This is a genomic window from Enterobacter cloacae complex sp. 277I4 (assembly GCF_050031465.1).
Lineage (GTDB): Bacteria > Pseudomonadota > Gammaproteobacteria > Enterobacterales > Enterobacteriaceae > Enterobacter > Enterobacter cloacae.
Genome location: NZ_JBLGWC010000002.1, coordinates 33,499 through 49,190 on the forward strand (window position 1 = coordinate 33,499; position 15,692 = coordinate 49,190).

Here is a 15,692-nt window from a genome sequence, read left to right on the forward strand (position 1 = left end):
GATATGAACTCATTATTTTCTCAGTCACTTAATGTGATTAACGAAGGCCTTGCCAGTTTTGCCGATAATATCAGGCAAGCCGGGGGAGAGGTCACTCCTTTGAACTGGCAGCCGCCCGCTGAAGGGGATCGTTTTACCGGGCTGTCCCTCGCGGGGCTTATTAACCATCCCGTCGTGGAGCGCGCCAATCAGGTGGCAATGGGGCGCTATCTTGACGCTCAGCCGGTATTAGTGGATGTCCTGACCGCGGCTGTGGCGATTCCGGCAATGGCGGAACAAAAATTAATTCTGCATGCCGGTCCCCCTATCGCTTGGGAAGAGATGTGCGGGCCGGTCAAGGGTGCCATTATCGGCGCAATATTGTTTGAAGGCTGGGCGGCAAGTAAAGATGTGGCATCTCGTTTGGTTCTTAATGGCGAAATTGCCCTTGCTCCGTGCCACCATTACGACGCCGTTGGCCCTATGGCCGGCGTTATTAGTCCTTCGATGCCGTTGTGGGTAATCGAAAATAAAACTAACGGCAAGCGTGCCTTCAGTAACTTTAATGAAGGCCTGGGCAAAGTTTTACGCTTTGGGGCGAACAATGAAGAGGTCCTGGAGCGCTTAACATGGATATCGCAGGAATTAGGCCCGGTAATGAAAGCGGCGGTGTGCCAGTTGGGTGAGCTTGAACTAAAACCCATAATGGCTCAGGCGTTGCATATGGGGGATGAGGTACATAACCGTAATGCCGCCGCGACGGGGCTGCTAATTAAGCGTTTATTTCCCGTGCTGCTGAGATGTAACTTACCGAACGTCCAGCTTCAGAAGGTCGTGTCATTTATTTCTGGTAACGATCATTTCTTCCTGAATCTTTCTATGGCGGCAAGTAAGTCGATGATGGATGCCGCCGCTAATGTACCATTCAGCTCGCTAGTGACTGTTATGGCACGAAATGGCGTCAACTTCGGTATCCGGCTCTCGGGCCTTGGTGACCAGTGGTTCCAGGCGCCGGCCAACCCGGTAGAAGGGTTATTTTTCCCTGGCTATAGCGTAGAGGACGCCGCGGCTGATCTGGGAGATAGCGCCATTACTGAAACCGCAGGCGTGGGCGGCTTTGCGATGGCATCTTCCCCGGCCATCGTTAAATTTGTGGGGGGGACCCCCGCTGATGCAACTGAAAATAGCCGACGCATGCAGTTTATTACCGTGGGCTCAAACCCTGCGTTTACTCTACCTGCCCTGAACTTTTCACCGACCGCGGCCGGTATCGACGCGCGTAAAGTTGTCGATCGCAGCATACTACCGATTATCAACACCGGTATCGCCCATAAGGAAGCCGGCGTTGGCCAGATTGGCGCCGGAATCACCACGGCTCCGATGGCCTGCTTTAGTGCAGCGATTCGGGCTCTTGCGCAAAAGCTCACTGAGGAGAATCCCGAATGAGTAAACCTTTAGCCGTTGTGGCCGTGGGCGGAAATGCGCTCATTGCCGATGACAAGCGTAATAGTATTGATGAACAGTATGCGTGTGTCACTGATTCCGTTCGCTATCTTTGCGATATGATCGAGGTCGGTTGGGAAATGTTGTTAACTCATGGCAACGGGCCACAGGTCGGCTTCATTCTGCGTCGTTCTGAAATATCCCGGGAGGAAGTCTCTCCGGTCCCCCTCGACTACGCGGTGGGTGATACGCAGGGAGCGATTGGTTATATGTTCCAGAAAGCGTTCAAAAATGAGCTGCAGCGGCGCGGTATTCACAAACCTATAGTCTCACTAGTGACGCAAACCCTTGTCGATAAAGATGATGCCGCGTTCAGCCACCCCTCAAAACCCATTGGCGCGTTTCTGGATCGCCATACCGCTATGCAGCGCCAGAAAGAGCTGGGCTGGACAATCATGGAGGACTCAGGGCGCGGCTGGAGACGTACCGTTCCATCACCTCAGCCACTGGAAATTATTGAGCTTGAAACCATTGCTCAGTTATTGCGTTACGGTTGTATTGTGATTGCCTGTGGCGGTGGCGGTATTCCCGTTGTTCGCGATCGTGATGGAATGTTGCATGGTGTAGAGGCGGTTGTTGATAAGGATTTAGCCTCAGCCCTGATAGCAGATAAACTCCATGCCGAATTACTGCTGATATCCACTGGGGTTGAACAGGTTGCTGTCAACTTTGGTACGCCCGAGCAGCGGGGGATCAATAGCCTGACTATCGCTGAGGCTCAACAATTGCTCAAAGAAGGGCAATTTGGTGAAGGAAGTATGCAGCCCAAGGTCGAAGCGATTGTTGATTTTGTGTCGCGTAGCCAGTCGAAAGGGAGAAGTGCGAAGGGACTTATTACCAGTCCGAATGCCATTCACGCGGCTTTGCAGCATAAAACCGGCACCTGGATTGGAGAGGAGTAATCCGCTGCGGTAACCCTTAAATCCGCCGCGGCTGCTATCCATGCTGATGACAATCGCGGCGTTAGCAGGAGGGGGGAGAGTTTGCTCCTGCGACAAATCCTTGCAGCCTGGCGTCACGCTATCGGGTGCTGGCTTTTTCCAAACTAAATCCCTTGGGCACTGTTGCAAATAGTCGGTGGTGATAAACTTATCATCCCCTTTTGCTGATGGAGCTGCACATGAACCCATTCAAAGGCCGGCATTTTCAGCGTGACATCATTCTGTGGGCCGTACGCTGGTACTGCAAATACGGCATCAGTTACCGTGAGCTGCAGGAGATGCTGGCTGAACGCGGAGTGAATGTCGATCACTCCACGATTTACCGCTGGGTTCAGCGTTATGCGCCTGAAATGGAAAAACGGCTGCGCTGGTACTGGCGTAACCCTTCCGATCTTTGCCCGTGGCACATGGATGAAACCTACGTGAAGGTCAATGGCCGCTGGGCGTATCTGTACCGGGCCGTCGACAGCCGGGGCCGCACTGTCGATTTTTATCTCTCCTCCCGTCGTAACAGCAAAGCTGCATACCGGTTTCTGGGTAAAATCCTCAACAACGTGAAGAAGTGGCAGATCCCGCGATTCATCAACACGGATAAAGCGCCCGCCGACGGTCCCGCGCTTGCTCTGCTCAAACGCGAAGGCCGGTGCCCGTCTGACGTTCAACACCGACAGATTAAGTACCGGAACAACGTGATTGAATGCGATCATGGCAAACTGAAACGGATAATCGGCGCCACGCTGGGATTTAAATCCATGAAGACGGCTTACGCCACCATCAAAGGTATTGAGGTGATGCGTGCACTACGCAAAGGCCAGGCCTCAGCATTTTATTATGGTGATCCCCTGGGCGAAATGCGCCTGGTAAGCAGAGTTTTTGAAATGTAAGGCCTTTGAATAAGACAAAAGGCTGCCTCATCGCTAACTTTGCAACAGTGCCCGCTTGCTCTGCTCAAACGCGAAGGCCGGTGCCCGTCTGACGTTGAACACCGACAGATTAAGTACCGGAACAACGTGATTGAATGCGATCATGGCAAACTGAAACGGATAATCGGCGCCACGCTGGGATTTAAATCCATGAAGACGGCTTACGCCACCATCAAAGGTATTGAGGTGATGCGTGCACTACGCAAAGGCCAGGCCTCAGCATTTTATTATGGTGATCCCCTGGGCGAAATGCGCCTGGTAAGCAGAGTTTTTGAAATGTAAGGCCTTTGAATAAGACAAAAGGCTGCCTCATCGCTAACTTTGCAACAGTGCCAACATCAATGCTAATGTACGCATACATTAGCATTGTCTATCTCAACTGCTGACAAACAAATCCAAGTTTTACAATATTCAACAACTTTGTTATATAAATGATAGGGAATTTTACCACTATGGAAAAAAGATGAGAACTCATTATGATAACCTCAAGGTATCACGAGATGCCCCTGTAGAGGTAATACAAGCAGCGTATCGTACATTGGCTAAGAAATACCACCCTGATGTAAATAAAAACAATCCTGAGGCTGTCAGGATAATGCAAATTATTAACGCATCGTATGATGTTTTAATCGATCCCATAAAAAGAAAAGAACATGATCGCTGGGTTATTAAAGAAACGTGGAGGGAAAGGGCTGAGGCCACATTAGCACGAAATTCGGAAACAAATACTAACGTTCAAGCACCAGTTGAAACAACAAAAATACAGTAAGAAAACCGAAGTCATTAATGACAATGATGGGTATCATATTTTTTCCTTTATTTTCTATATTGAGATCTATTGCTGGCCTGTGTGTAATAGGATTTATAGCGTACGCAATAATTAACAATATGAATGAAGGAGGCTCTTCTTCAAAACAGCGGCCGTAAACAACACTTCGCCTTTAAAACCCGAACGTTTAACAAACAATAACGGTATTTGTGATTCATCCGTGCAACAACATCAATGGCCTACTATCCCAACTGTTTTATCTGAAAAAAGATCGTCGTAGTGGTTTGTCCTCACTTAGATTAGATAATACTCAAAATAATGAAGGGTTACGGGTCCGATTGACATTGGATAATGCATACATCAAAACTGATTTTGTACGTGAAGTCTTCGTTCCCGCGGGGAGTCAAATTACTCTTGAACAAGTCCCATCTGGAATATATCGAGTAAAAACACAAAATATTAAAAATGGATGTGCACAAATATCTGAACCAATCAATATGATTGAAAGAAAAACTTCAACGGGAACAGAGTACAGTGACAACTCTTTAACGTTTTATCCTGTGGCCAATGGCAATACACATTTCCTGTCATTATCGGCTTCTCAGTTTTAGAATAATTTTGCTCAGAAGGAACATAGTAGGTTAAGTGAGTTAATCAACAGTGAGTAAATGTTTATAACAGATAAGGTACTAATATGACTCTCATTATCGGCGGGTATGAAATAAATGAATTTGAAGACGGGCGACATTTATAATTGCTGATAGCGCTATAACAAGGATGACAACTTACAAAAACTCTACTGATAACAAGAAGACGACAGAAGTTAAAACATTACTTAACGGATATCGCAAATTTTATGAAATTGATTTGAAAATAAAACACCCTAAATTTAACAATTCAGGTTTTTTTGAAAAATACCATAAAATCGAAACCTATGGAAAGTGTGTTATCGCTTTCGCTGGAGGGAAGATACTGCACATCATATAATTAATAGTATAGAATTGAGTTTATCAAATTTAAAAATTGCCCTAGGTGATAGCATCTCAATATATCTTGTTCCGATGGGCAACAAAACCCCTCAGGAAATAAATACATCATATGGTCAGTGTTGGGATGTTGATTTTTATAACTTTAGGGACTAAACATTCATTGTTAGATAAAAATTTTATATCAACCTTAATTAAGGATGTGATATCTGAATCTGTAAATTCTGCAAGGAAATACAAAATTGACGAAGAAGGTATAAAGGATTTGGAGTGCGAGTTTTTAGTTTCAATTTATTGCGAAAAAACAAGAAGAAATTATTTATTCAAGTATACAGTAACCAAGCAAATGAGTGGTGATATATTTGTGCCTGCCGTTGAAATGAGGGAGGTTTGGACGTAATGAATTGGTGTATATAGGCGTCCCTGAATATGGGAACGAAATGATTAAATGTCATCATGAATTCATAAATAGCCCCGACTTCTCAAAAGTTGACCCAATGCGAAGGCTTAGACTCTGATAAGTTGGAGTTTGTTGAGAATAAATCCATATTTAATTTCATGATAATTAAATTTATCGATGTAGTGAAAGGTTGTAGCGATGATAACTACAAAATAATCGACTTCCCCGTGTTTGGATTGAATATTGACAGAACTAAAATTGAACTAAAAACATATAAATATGAAGATTAAATGACGGTTTGTATTATGCTATGAGAAATATAGTTCCCTGTTGAAAACCCTCTTGTTTGATGCCACTGAATTAATTGTGGCATTAGGCTCTCAAAGCTATTGCCTAACACATTTTAAGGAGACGGCATCTCAATTGAGCTGCTACATCATGTGTCAAGGCTCAATTGAAATGTCCGTTATCCAGCTCAATTAAAATGACCACTTTGATCTCTCATTCTCTTTACTGATAGACTTTCCTCCGACTGAAACAACAGGATGATTGAGCCCATGCTTCGATACGAGTTAACGCCGAACAATGCAGGTTTTATACTGTGGGGAGATTCAGAAGCCCTGAATGAATTACATGAACTCATTCATTACATCGTGGATGAAAGCCCACTGATTAAAGTTAAAGACGGATTTATGTTATCCCTTGCCTATGATATTCGTAAAGCACGGGAAGGTAATCGTCGTGTTGAGCAACATCAGTATGATCAAACATGATACATATAAGCTTTATGGTGTTGAGCTTTTATGGCCTCTGGTCCTGTAGAGTCCCTCAATACTCAGAAACTCAATGGGTTATATTCAGACAGACAAAAACCAGCTGTCTGTCATGTATGCCTTTGAATACCTGATAGAATCAGCATTAACAGAGTCTGAGAGAACAACGTCGAATGATATTATGCTAACAGTAAAATATGCATCAGACTCTGATTTAATTTCATTCAGGATAATATTGACAGCAGGTGTGGCCATTTTATCAGCCTATCTCCGGAGCAAAAAAAAGCAGTTAATCAGAATCGTTGTTCTTTTCATTCATTATGGGGTAAGTATGCCCGTGAAAAGCAGGACATAAAGATGCTGAACGAAATGAATAATACATCATGGGTCTGGCCGGACAATATCAACTGGTGAGCAACCACTGTCCGGCCAGTGAGTACCATCAGCGGGCTCTTTTACCAAAAATGTCCTCTGAACGTGACTGAAGCTGTTTGAGTGCTTCGAGCATGTCATCATTATCCAGTGAGTGCTGGGATTTCTTCCCTTCCTGCTTTGGCCGTCGTCGGGAAGGGCCATCTCCAGCGGGAATTGACTGAGAGCGCGTGTTATCCCGCTTGCTCTGCACCAGACTGATAAACTCCAGGGTTCGGCCAAGACGCTCAGGTTATCGACAATCGCGCCCTGGTCGATTTCTGACAGTCGGTCGTAGGTAGAATAGGCAAAAAGTAGCGTACCGTTCAGGCGCAGCTCTTTTCTGCCATCAGGATAGTGATACACATCGATATATTTACCTATTGCACGGCGACTCAGTTCGCTGTCTTCAATCAGGTACAACATTTTATCATATTGTATCGTCAACGATTTTGAGACTTTACGTTTTTCACGAACAGTGAAAATAAGCCCCAGGTCCTCATCATGTTCTACAGCACGGTGTACGTCAAAATCATGTCGCGGTACTTTGCCAAAACGGCGGTTATAGTCAGCCATATAGGCCTCAGCGAAGTCATTTGCAGCCTCCATTGAACAAATGCCCTGTAACCGCAGCTCTTTGACCAGACGATCCTGTAAAGTGAGGTGAGCTCGTTCTACACGCCCTTTGGCGGAACTGGTTTCTGCACAGATAGTCTGGATGTTCAGTTCATGCATGGCTCGCCCAAACTGAGTATGCCCGTCTCCGCCTGTGGCGTGTTTATTGTTAACACGAAAAACACCGGCTTTATCGCTGTACAGTGCCAGCGGTTTACCATGCTTATCGATATAGCGCCGCGTGGCTTCGAAGTAAGAAAACGTGGACTCCGATTTAACAAACAACAGTTCCATCAGTTTGCTGGTTGCATCATCAACATAGACCAGCGCGGTGCAGGCCGGGCCACGGCCTTCAAACCAGTCGTGATCACAGCCATCTATTTGTATCAGCTCACCAGTACACGGACGCCGGTACCGTGGTTGAGGGATCCTTGCGGCACGTTGTTTACGGGGAACCCATAAGCCAGCCCGCACCATGATGCGCCGGACAGTTTCTTTGCCAAAGAAACAGTCCGTGGAGTTCTTCGAGCTTTTCACGCGCCAGAGTCGGACCGAAATCAGCATAACGCGTCTTGATCAGTTCCAGAGCCTGATCGGCGAGCCGGGTGGCAACTGGCGGTTACCACGCATGCCACATCGTCTGCTGGCCATACCAAGCGGTCCGCCTTCACGGTAACGGGCAAAGAAGTCTGTGGCATTGCCTGTCGCTGATACCGAGGTGCTCGGCCGCACGGCGCGTTGTGATGCGACGTTCAATGACGTCCTGTATAATCTTGATCCGGTTGATCTCTTTCAAAGTAAACACTCCTGAGCTTTCTGCGCTGATGATATGCCTCCCGGTAGTTCAAACGGACCAGTGAAGCTTACCATAGCGCGGACATCTCAATTGAGCCACAGGCGGACATTACTATTGAGCCATTACACATGTTAGTGCGCATAATCATGATTATGTTAAATTCAATGGTAAAGTCATTATAAATCAATATCTTAAATATCGAACAAGCCCCTTTCTTCCTCAAACCTCACTGTGGTAACTTTAAAAACAATGTCCGTTCCTGAGTTTGTGATGCCTTAAAGCCATGGTGAAGATAAAAGTTTTTGGCTTCTTCAGTCAGTGCATGAACCATAATCGCACGGACTCCAATATTCTCAGCTACACGGTAACAGCGCAGAACTGCATCATGCAGTAAATCGGCCCCGAGCCCTTGGCCACGGTATGAAACATCAACTGCCAGGCGAGCAAGTATGATTACGGGAATTGGATCTGGCATATTGCGCCTGAGGCTTCCCATTGCTTCCACGTGGTTAACGCTGCCGGTGGCCAGAGAGTAAAAACCGACAACCTGTTTAGTGTCTCTTTTACAAACGACGAACGTTCGTGCTGCACCAAGAGCTTGGTTTTTTAATCCCCTCTGTTTAAGCCAGTCATCAAGTACTGCCTCACCACTGACGAACTCTGCTAGTTGATGGGAGCTGGATAATGGTTCTGGTGCTGTTACACGTCCCACTGAGGTTTCCTTGCCAGAAGTTTATCAATAGCCGCCTCATCCGAAACCGGTGCATCGAGCATATCGATAAACTCTGCATACTGCTCATCGTTAAAATTAAATACGCGACGATCGAGGATCACATTCTCCGCAGCCTGACATGCCATTTCCAGGATGAAGTCCGTGCGTGATTTATGGAGAATCTCTGCTGCAGCATCAATAAGTGCTCTTTGAGATTCTTTAGCTCTAAGGTTGAGCTGAACATCTGATTTCATGAGTGCGCTCCTTGTATAGCGATTGCTTTACAAGCATACCATATGGATTCTGTATAGCAAAAGCTATACGGTTTTTTAAGTGCAGTGAACATACGAAAGAGTCAACTTGCAACTATTAGGTAAAGCTCTTCCTCTAAATTATTTTCCTTGCTCTGGCCTACCAAATCAAACCCAACGCCCTGAATTTACTGCGTGCGATGCTTGCTAGCAGTCTCATCCGGACAATTAGCATGAAAACTATGGATTGTTATCTGGTCTAACATCTGGAAAAGTTACTGATGAGAAGGTAGTATTCGGATCGTCAGCGATCGTCTTGTGGTGGGACAGATTGTTGATTCAGATTACTTTTGTGTCCTAACTCAAACTGACGGTTTGACTGCTTTGTGGTGAGGCAGGCGGGTGGCAAAAGATGGTTTTACGGAAGAAATGCGGACTTCCGGAAACAGACAGGGACAGGACGTGTCCAGTAAAACGTTCAGGAGCAGGTAACGGGATTTCCCGGAGCCTGAATGCACAACCCCCCCGACATCTGTCATCATCTTGGCGGAAGACACAGATATCAGGGGGTCCAAAAGCAGGCGCGTGGCCTGTGAAGGATTATAACGCATGCACCACATAACACAACACCCGGCCGCCATAAGAACAGGCCGCCGTGAATGACAATCAGATTTCTGTTCACTGGTCAGATCTACCGAAAGATGAGCTAACCCGTTTCTGCCAGGATGTCGATGCCGGCACTCAGGGTAATTTCCTCATTGCACCGGTCAAAAAACTGACCCGCCGCAAACGCGGTGAGCATTCCACAAAAGCCAAATGTGAGAACCCGGCCTGGTATCGCCCGGAGCATTATAAAAAGCTCTCCGGACAGCTCGGTCATGCCTACAATCGCCTGGTGAAAAAAGACAAAGAAACCGGGCAGGTCAGCCTGCGCATGCATGTTTCTCGTCACCCTCTCTATGTCGCCGGCCGCCGTAAGGCGGGACGTAAATATGGCTTCCGTCCGGAACGTCAGCGCCTGCTCGATGCGCTCTGGCCAGTGCTCATCAGCTTCTGTGATGCCGGCAAGCATACCGTCGGCATGTGTATCTCCCGTCTTGCAAAAGAACTCAGTGCAAAGGACGCAAAAGGCAATGTCATTCCTGAAACGGAGGTGACGGTGTCACGCCTTTCACGGCTTATTGAGGAACAGGTACGGTTTGGCGTTCTGGGCCTCGCAGAAGAACGCGCCTGGGATCGTGAATCCCGCACCTGGTTGCCAACGTATGTCTATATAACCCCCGTGGGATTCCAGATGCTGGGCGTCGATATGGACAAGCTGTTTAAAGAGCAGGAGAAGAAGCTCCGTCAGAGCGCCGAGCGTGAGCAGCTGATCCGGGAAGGAGTGATGAGCGAACATGATGATGTTCAGGCCCACTCTGCGCGGAAATGCTGGTCTGGCCGTAAGCGTCGGGAGGCACTCGTTTACCGCCGCAATAAAGGCGCGGAGCGTAAACGTGCCAACAATCTGATTAAGCTGCCGGCAGATGAACGACTCCATGCAATGTCTGAATGGATTTACCGCACCCTCCCGCCTGACGAAGCGTACTGGTGCACATCTGAGCGCCTGAAGGCTCTGGCCATCCAGCATCTTTACCAGCTGGATCTGGCGCTTTCTCCCCCGGACTAGTCACAGACGACACAACAGTCTTCTTGTTTACGGGCCCCTCACCGGGGCTTTTCGTGCTGGTTTTTTTCGGCCACTCTGCTCATTTTTCAACCTTCACTCCGTTCTCCTTCCGGTCACCATGACGTTCTGCTTGTCGTTATGGCCCCCAGTGGCCACTGTCTCTTTTTTTTACACAGAAATCCGCAAACGAATAAGTGAAGTAACCCGGAAACGAATAAAAGACATTCCGCAAAACAGTCTTACTTCACCGTTTTTATCTCTCTGTTCATTTCATTCCAGAGTAGATCTGGATTTGCCCCTATATTTCCAGACACCTGTTATCACTTAACCCATTACTGGCCCGCTGCCGCAGATATTCCCGTGGCGAGCGATAACCCAGCGCACTATGCGGATGCCATTCGTTATAATGCTCGAACGCCTCTGCAAGGTTCTTTGCTGCCGTTAACCCGTCTGGTTTGGGCATGATACTTATGTAGTCACGCTTTATCGTTTTCACGAAGCTCTCTGCTATTCCGTTACTCTCCGGACTCCGCACTGCCGTGTTCTTCGGTTCAAGTCCCAACATCCTGGCGAACTGACGTGTTTCATTCGCCCGGTAGCATGAACCATTATCCGTCAGCCACTCCACTGGAGACGCCGGAAGCTCGCTGCCAAAGCGGCGTTCCACTGCTCCCAGCATGACGTCCTGTACTGTTTCACTGTCGAAGCCACCCGTTGTGACCGCCCAGTGCAGTGCCTCACGGTCACAGCAGTCCAGCGCGAACGTGACCCGCAGTTTTTCTCCGTTATCACAGCGGAACTCAAACCCGTCAGAGCACCATCGCTGATTACTTTCTTTCACAGCCACTCTGCCGGTATGTGCCCGTTTCGATGGCGGTACAGCGGGTTTTCGCTCAAGCAACAGCGCATTCTGGCGCATGATCCGGTAAACACGTTTGGCATTGATCGCAGGCATACCATCAGGTTCTGTTTGTCTGCGAAGCAGCGCCCATACCCGACGATAACCATATGTGGGCAGCTCTCCGATAACATGGTGTATACGGCGAAGCACATCCGTATCATCCGTGTGACGGCTGCGGCGGCCGTCCTTCCAGTCATCGGTTCGTCTGAGAATGACGTGCAACTGCGCACGCGACACCCGGAGACAACGGCTGACGAAGCTTACTCCCCATCCCCGGGCAATAAGGGCGCGTGCGCTATCCACTTTTTTGCTCGCCCATATTCAACGGCTTCTTTAAGGAGTTCATTTTCCATCGTTTTTTTTGCCGAGCAGGCGCTGGAGTTCTTTAATCTGCTTCATGGCGGCAGCAAGTTCAGAGGCAGGAACGACCTGTTCTCCGGCAGCCACAGCAGTAAGACTTCCCTCCTGGTATTGCTTACGCCAGAGAAATAGCTGGCTGGCTGCCACACCATGTTGCCGGGCAACAAGGGAGACCGTCATTCCCGGTTCAAAGCTCTGCTGAACGATAGCGATCTTTTCCTGTGTAGTACGCCGTCTGCGTTTCTCCGGCCCTAAGACATCAATCATCTGTTCTCCAATGACTAGTCTAAAAACTAGTATTAAGACTATCACTTATTTAAGTGATATTGGTTGTCTGGAGATTCAGGGGGCCAGTCTAAGATCTTTGTCTGCAGTCACTCTGTGGATAACGAAAAATGCCTTCGCATGCAGCGGCCTCACGGCCTCGCGCTCAGAACAAAATCAAAAGTACCTCCCGTCGCAAGCGCCGGGCCCCTTTCTGGCCAGAACCCGGCACCGCATACATACCTAACCCCTGCTAAACCGACGCCGCCCCGGCCCAAAGGGCCGGAACACCCTCGCTTTAAGAGGGATGTTGTAACTAGTATCAAGAGTAGCTGTAGTTAAGTCGCGGTAATCACTTCATACACGCTCGTAAGCGCCTGACGGCGCTAACGCGGAGATACAGCCCGTCAGCGGCCATCGGCCTTGACGGACTCACTCCGACCGCGCACATTAGCAATCGGAAAGCTTTAAGCGGGTATAGCTTTGCAGGGAAAGGGATGGGATTGGCAGAACCTATCAATCCGTAACGGCTGATGCCGGTTACGACGCCCCTCACCAGAATCACCCGGTTCAGCTCCGGCTGGCGTCTCCATGCCGCTTCGCGGCATACATGTTCCATGAACCCTGGACTACACAGGCTGGCCATCATGGGCGAAGGTTTACTGACAGCATCAGACTATTATTTTACCCTTTAAAGCAGGGTTGCCTAAATCCGGGAGCGCGATAAGCTTTAACGGGTGATTTTCAATCAGGATGAGTAAAATGGATATAATTCTTCCGGGAAACAAAAGCCAGGCACGACTCTGGGCAGAAACCATGATTAATCTGGAGGCCCGCAAACTCGTCAATACCGCTAATATTGTTGGCGCCCGACATCTGGGGGATGGATTGACGCGTCTCAAATTCATCGATGAAATTAAATCTGTCATTAATGGCGAATTTGAGCGTGCCCGGCGGGCAAAGTCTGACGAAGAGTGCATGACCTGCCTGCGTAACCTGCAGGCAGAAAACAGCAGTCTGCTTGAGCAGAGCCGGCAGCTCCAGACCGGTTATGCGAAACTATATGCCCAGATCAAATACGTCAGGGATGAAGACCGGATGGTCGGTTATGTCATCTCAGGAATTAAAGTGGTGCTGGCAGGTATGCAGGGCGTATTTGGCTTCGTGCTGACTTCCTCAATGACCCCCGTAGGCGTTCTTGCCGGGGCTATTCTGATTGTCGACTCGGCCAACACGATAACCCGTGAAGTTGGTCGTCAGTTCCTGAATGAACCTGACACGCAGGGTATGTTTGGTGATGGTGCCATGAACATCGCTAAATTCATGGGATTTGAACGATCAACAGGGTTAGGGATATACAACGGGATCGCGCTTGCAGGCAATATCTACAGTGTCTATGGATTAATGGCCAGACCTGGGACATGGCGTCTGTTTAACTATATCAGCACCGATTTTTACCGGAAAATCGACACCATGTCCCGGGGTAAACTGACAATGAAAATTGTGGGATGGGGGGTAAAGGCTAAGGTTGTTTTCGATCTGATCACTTCTGATGACTCCGGGAAATGAGATTTTTCCGGCGGTAATGCCATGATTTATAGGCCAGCTTCAAAGGCATGGTAATCGTAAACAGAGTGCCAAGAACAAGAATAGCCACGCCGAAGGAAATGGTATGCATCCTCGAGCCAGCCAAAAGTGTGGCCACAAAAATCAGTAACATGACTGACAACACCCATATCAGGGCCTTAAAACGGTTTGCCAGATCGTTCAGCAGGGTATCCATCTCCGTACCCGTCTTAGCTGAACTGGCCCGCAGCCGGACAATGTCCTCTTCACTGAAGCCGTGGTTCATCAGATCACTTTCATGGTTCATGCTTCTCTCCTTTTCCCTGCGGGAAGTTTAACATGCCCTGCGCCAATAACCAGTTAAGCCCGACCGATAATCTGTCAGGTGGTTACGGGCTATCACTTTGCTGAAACCTGCCCCGGGCATTCTTCTGCAGGCGGAATGCTTTCCAGCCAAGAGCCGGTGGAAAGGTCAACCAGGCAATGGTCAGGACAACGAGGGAACTCATGCCGCCAGACAGGATATGTGTCCGGCTGCCGGCGATGAGAATGACCAGCATAATCAGAGCGAGCGCGACCGTGATCCATACCGATACCCGGAAGCGTCGTGAAAGTGCTGCAATGAAGCCCTGCATAGTGCCACCGGTTGCTGAAAGCCGCTCCAGTAAAGTATCCACATCACGGTTACTGAAACCTGCCTCAAGAAGCTCTTTCTCACTGATAGCCATCACGTCATCCTAAGTCAGCCAAAAGTAGTCTGTACCAGACCAATGATCCCCAGGTGGCCGGCGTAAGCATAATAAAAGAAATTACGCGGCATGAAACGCCTACGGCCCTCCGGACATATTTGCCTGCAGAATGAAACCACTGCCAGGGGGAATGCCAGAGTAGGCAGCGTGGCCAGTAATAATGTTTCTGCGGGCATATCCAGGAGATGCGATAACCCGTTTAAACAAATCAGTGACAGCACGGCAGTGATGGCTGCCAGCCGCTGCACTCCGGGTGTATCGCTGCCAGAAACCGTTGCCATACTGATGGCCAGCGTTATTCCTGCCAGTCCGTAACTTGCCGGCTGCAGGGGCCAAATCATAAGGGCCAGGAGCAGATACCCGGCAAGCATTCCTTTCCGGCCGTGCCGGTACTGCAGGGCAAGCAGCTGCGTGACGCCTGCAAACACGAACAGAATGTTCAGGGCCCACCAGGGCTGTTGATTCTGGAAGGCCAGGCTGAACACCGGCTGCGTTATGACTGCCCAGATCCACAGACGATTGGCTCTCTTCTGCAGTCGCTCCGGGGTGCGCTGTACGTTCATCGCCCATATAAGCGTGAACAGGGGGAAGGCCATCCGGCCAAGCGCATACATCACCGGCAAGGCTGACGACAGAAACACCGTATTGGTGTGGTCGATAATCATGGCCAGAAGTGCGAGAAGTTTGACCATATCGAGTGCAGCGGGACTGAGCTGGCTGGCGTTCCGGATAGTGGGAAGAACGTCGGGTAATGAATGATTCATGCTGTATATTCCCCTGGCGACACGCGGTTAACAGCCAGCCCTGAACATAATGCCAGAATGCCCTGCCGGTTTGCGTTGTGATCCTGACTCTGAGTTTCTCCAGAATCTTGCGCACCGCAAATTCTGATTTATCACGCAGCACGCGCATTGCGCCTGCCACATCCTTATTCTGAATACAGATACTTAAAATATGAAAATCGTTCATGACACTCCCTTACTTACTATATATATCGGCAAAAATATTGATATATTTAGATTAAGGAGTGTAATTGTTTATTATTTTACCATAGTTTGCAGGAGCAGTTTTTTATAATTATAAAACATGCTGCTGCAAAATAACTTCATATACATCTCAACCTA

12 protein-coding genes and 4 pseudogenes are annotated in these 15,692 nt (G+C 48.5%); 9 read left to right on the forward strand and 7 right to left on the reverse strand.

What is annotated here, in order from left to right; all coding sequences use genetic code 11:
• The first annotated feature begins 3 nt into the window (after positions 1–3).
• From ACQG19_RS25100 to ACQG19_RS25130, 7 genes and pseudogenes are all read left to right on the forward strand, one after another.
• The gene (locus ACQG19_RS25100; RefSeq protein WP_001549942.1) at positions 4–1,425 is read left to right on the forward strand and encodes a DUF1116 domain-containing protein; all 1,422 of its coding nucleotides are present in this window, start codon (positions 4–6) and stop codon (positions 1,423–1,425) included.
• Positions 1,422–2,384 carry a carbamate kinase gene (locus ACQG19_RS25105; protein ID WP_001549941.1) on the forward strand — a complete coding sequence of 321 codons (963 nt, stop codon included), beginning with the start codon at positions 1,422–1,424 and terminating at the stop codon, positions 2,382–2,384. Before ACQG19_RS25100 ends, ACQG19_RS25105 begins: the two co-directional genes overlap by 4 nt.
• A gap of 218 nt (positions 2,385–2,602) precedes the next feature.
• The gene (locus tag ACQG19_RS25110; RefSeq protein WP_426725999.1) at positions 2,603–3,307 is read left to right on the forward strand and encodes an IS6-like element IS26 family transposase; all 705 of its coding nucleotides are present in this window, start codon (positions 2,603–2,605) and stop codon (positions 3,305–3,307) included.
• 54 nt (positions 3,308–3,361) lie between these two features.
• Positions 3,362–3,628 (forward strand): annotated as a pseudogene (locus tag ACQG19_RS25115) (DDE-type integrase/transposase/recombinase); the annotation flags it as partial.
• 181 nt (positions 3,629–3,809) lie between these two features.
• On the forward strand, positions 3,810–4,115 hold the full coding sequence (locus tag ACQG19_RS25120; protein ID WP_426726000.1) for a J domain-containing protein: 306 nt from the start codon (positions 3,810–3,812) through the stop codon (positions 4,113–4,115).
• A gap of 1,098 nt (positions 4,116–5,213) precedes the next feature.
• Positions 5,214–5,501, forward strand: coding sequence for a hypothetical protein (locus tag ACQG19_RS25125; RefSeq protein WP_426726001.1), 288 nt, complete (start codon positions 5,214–5,216; stop codon positions 5,499–5,501).
• Positions 5,502–6,058: 557 nt separating this feature from the next.
• Positions 6,059–6,688, forward strand: a pseudogene (locus ACQG19_RS25130) (DUF6904 family protein).
• 28 nt (positions 6,689–6,716) lie between these two features.
• Here the strand turns inward: ACQG19_RS25130 and ACQG19_RS25135 are convergent.
• The 3 genes and pseudogenes from ACQG19_RS25135 to ACQG19_RS25145 form a co-directional block, all read right to left on the reverse strand.
• A pseudogene (locus tag ACQG19_RS25135) lies at positions 6,717–8,126 on the reverse strand (ISNCY-like element ISKpn21 family transposase).
• 196 nt (positions 8,127–8,322) lie between these two features.
• The gene (locus ACQG19_RS25140; protein WP_013087269.1) at positions 8,323–8,808 is read right to left on the reverse strand and encodes a GNAT family N-acetyltransferase; all 486 of its coding nucleotides are present in this window, start codon (positions 8,806–8,808) and stop codon (positions 8,323–8,325) included.
• Complete coding sequence (locus tag ACQG19_RS25145) at positions 8,796–9,062, reverse strand: DUF1778 domain-containing protein (protein ID WP_007869691.1); 267 nt, start codon at positions 9,060–9,062, stop codon at positions 8,796–8,798. Before ACQG19_RS25145 ends, ACQG19_RS25140 begins: the two co-directional genes overlap by 13 nt.
• Positions 9,063–9,714: 652 nt before the next feature.
• On the opposite strand from ACQG19_RS25145, the gene repA reads away from it, so the two are divergent.
• Complete coding sequence (gene repA / locus ACQG19_RS25150) at positions 9,715–10,728, forward strand: plasmid replication initiator RepA (RefSeq protein ID WP_013087098.1); 1,014 nt, start codon at positions 9,715–9,717, stop codon at positions 10,726–10,728.
• Positions 10,729–11,026: 298 nt separating this feature from the next.
• Here the strand turns inward: repA and ACQG19_RS25155 are convergent.
• Positions 11,027–12,256 (reverse strand): annotated as a pseudogene (locus tag ACQG19_RS25155) (IS3 family transposase).
• Positions 12,257–13,015: 759 nt separating this feature from the next.
• Here ACQG19_RS25155 and ACQG19_RS25160 point away from each other — a divergent pair.
• The gene (locus ACQG19_RS25160) at positions 13,016–13,822 is read left to right on the forward strand and encodes a DUF4225 domain-containing protein (protein ID WP_013087100.1); all 807 of its coding nucleotides are present in this window, start codon (positions 13,016–13,018) and stop codon (positions 13,820–13,822) included.
• On the opposite strand, the gene ACQG19_RS25165 is transcribed toward ACQG19_RS25160, so the two are convergent.
• From ACQG19_RS25165 to ACQG19_RS25175, 3 genes are all read right to left on the reverse strand, one after another.
• A complete protein-coding gene (locus ACQG19_RS25165; protein ID WP_013087101.1) occupies positions 13,797–14,126 on the reverse strand; it encodes a hypothetical protein in 330 nt (109 codons plus the stop codon). The two genes, ACQG19_RS25160 and ACQG19_RS25165, sit on opposite strands and share 26 nt — an antisense overlap.
• 82 nt (positions 14,127–14,208) lie before the next feature.
• Complete coding sequence (locus ACQG19_RS25170; protein ID WP_013087102.1) at positions 14,209–14,547, reverse strand: hypothetical protein; 339 nt, start codon at positions 14,545–14,547, stop codon at positions 14,209–14,211.
• A gap of 14 nt (positions 14,548–14,561) precedes the next feature.
• On the reverse strand, positions 14,562–15,332 hold the full coding sequence (locus ACQG19_RS25175) for a TraX family protein (RefSeq protein ID WP_013087103.1): 771 nt from the start codon (positions 15,330–15,332) through the stop codon (positions 14,562–14,564).
• Between the last annotated feature and the right edge of the window lie 360 nt (positions 15,333–15,692).

Coding starts and splice junctions, on each gene's coding strand:
- ACQG19_RS25100 (WP_001549942.1), top strand. CDS start 4: ATGAACTCATTATTTTCTCAGTCACTTAATGTGATTAACGAAGGCCTT.
- ACQG19_RS25105 (WP_001549941.1), top strand. CDS start 1,422: ATGAGTAAACCTTTAGCCGTTGTGGCCGTGGGCGGAAATGCGCTCATT.
- ACQG19_RS25110 (WP_426725999.1), top strand. CDS start 2,603: ATGAACCCATTCAAAGGCCGGCATTTTCAGCGTGACATCATTCTGTGG.
- ACQG19_RS25120 (WP_426726000.1), top strand. CDS start 3,810: ATGAGAACTCATTATGATAACCTCAAGGTATCACGAGATGCCCCTGTA.
- ACQG19_RS25125 (WP_426726001.1), top strand. CDS start 5,214: ATGGTCAGTGTTGGGATGTTGATTTTTATAACTTTAGGGACTAAACAT.
- ACQG19_RS25145 (WP_007869691.1), bottom strand. CDS start 9,062: ATGAAATCAGATGTTCAGCTCAACCTTAGAGCTAAAGAATCTCAAAGA.
- ACQG19_RS25160 (WP_013087100.1), top strand. CDS start 13,016: ATGGATATAATTCTTCCGGGAAACAAAAGCCAGGCACGACTCTGGGCA.
- ACQG19_RS25165 (WP_013087101.1), bottom strand. CDS start 14,126: ATGAACCATGAAAGTGATCTGATGAACCACGGCTTCAGTGAAGAGGAC.
- ACQG19_RS25170 (WP_013087102.1), bottom strand. CDS start 14,547: ATGGCTATCAGTGAGAAAGAGCTTCTTGAGGCAGGTTTCAGTAACCGT.
- ACQG19_RS25175 (WP_013087103.1), bottom strand. CDS start 15,332: ATGAATCATTCATTACCCGACGTTCTTCCCACTATCCGGAACGCCAGC.